This is a genomic window from Marivita lacus (genome assembly GCF_014637725.1).
Classification (GTDB): domain Bacteria; phylum Pseudomonadota; class Alphaproteobacteria; order Rhodobacterales; family Rhodobacteraceae; genus Marivita; species Marivita lacus.
The window spans coordinates 1-1,075 of record NZ_BMFC01000054.1; the positions used below are offsets into that span (position 1 = coordinate 1).

Sequence of the window (1,075 nt, forward strand, 5' to 3'; positions counted from 1 at the left end):
ACTACATCGAGCGCTTCTACAATCCCAGGCGACGCCATTCCAAACTGGGCTACCTAAGCCCCATGGCGTTCGAGGACCGAGCTATGCAAACCTAACCCTGTGTCCACGAAATCGGCAGCAGGCCACCGTAGCTATAATGATAGCAGAAGGAGGTTTAGCATGCTTTCACAGTTACTTACTGATCACACTTCCGGATCCTGACCCATGGAAATCCGAGAAGGTGACATCGTGGTGATCCGCGCCGGGGAAGACTGGCCGGAGCACCTATTCCGGGTCGACGACGTCTGGGGCGACTGCGTCGGCGGCGTTTCCCTGACAGGCCCGCTCAAAGACGAATACGGCGAACCGGACTTCGACCTGATCCTCCGTGTTCACTCCCGGTCGGACTGATCCGCCCCAATCCCCCACACAATCCATCTAGAAAGGAGGAGACCTCATGTCTGCTCACATTCGCTATGCCTATCTCAAAGGCCGCACGTGGCTTTACCGCCGCAACTACCCCAAGGACGTCGCGCTCGTTCTGGGTTCACAAGCCCTCAAACAGTCCCTGAAGACCGGCGACCACACCAAGGCGCGGGTCCGTGCTGCGGAACTGAACGCCCACTACGAGACGACGGTCTCGCAGGTCCGTTCCAAGACACAGGACGTGCTCCTTCGACAGCCAGAATGGGAGGATCAATCCGGGGACGTCCTGGAGCGCCTGCGTACCGCTCTGGGGCAGTCTGAAGGTAATCGGAGGTCAAGGTCATACCAACCAGCCAAACCCGCCAAGGTCGTCACAGTGGCGGAGTCTGCCCGAGCCTACCTGATGAAGCGTCAGAGGCAGTTGCGTCCCGGTGGTTTCAAGTCGGTCCGGTACTCGGTCGAACTGTTCGCCAGTCGCTATGGCGATCAATCCATACAAAGTTTGACTCGACAGGAGGGCAGAGCATTTCTGGAGGCGATCTTGGGTAGTGTCCACGGACGTGGTGGACTTTCACATCGCGCTGGCGGTGTAACCGGGGTGGCCATCGAGGATGTCGGTTATGGTGGAGTTTGCAAGCTTCAACCACGAACCGATGGAGACCCCGATGAC

The 1,075-nt window shown here is 58.4% G+C and carries 3 protein-coding genes; all 3 read left to right on the plus strand.

The window, feature by feature from the left end:
• Nucleotides 1-95, plus strand: a 95-nt coding sequence (locus IEV82_RS24150; protein WP_373285259.1) for an IS3 family transposase, incomplete at its 5' end; no start/stop codon positions are given.
• 109 nt (nucleotides 96-204) lie between these two features.
• Nucleotides 205-390, plus strand: coding sequence for a hypothetical protein (locus IEV82_RS23435; protein ID WP_188484496.1), 186 nt, complete (start codon nucleotides 205-207; stop codon nucleotides 388-390).
• 46 nt (nucleotides 391-436) lie between these two features.
• On the plus strand, nucleotides 437-1,075 hold a 639-nt coding region (locus IEV82_RS23440; RefSeq protein ID WP_373285272.1), incomplete at its 3' end, for a DUF6538 domain-containing protein.

Excerpts from the sequence above, each read along its gene's own strand:
- IEV82_RS23435 (WP_188484496.1), top strand. The coding sequence starts at position 205 with ATGGAAATCCGAGAAGGTGACATCGTGGTGATCCGCGCCGGGGAAGAC.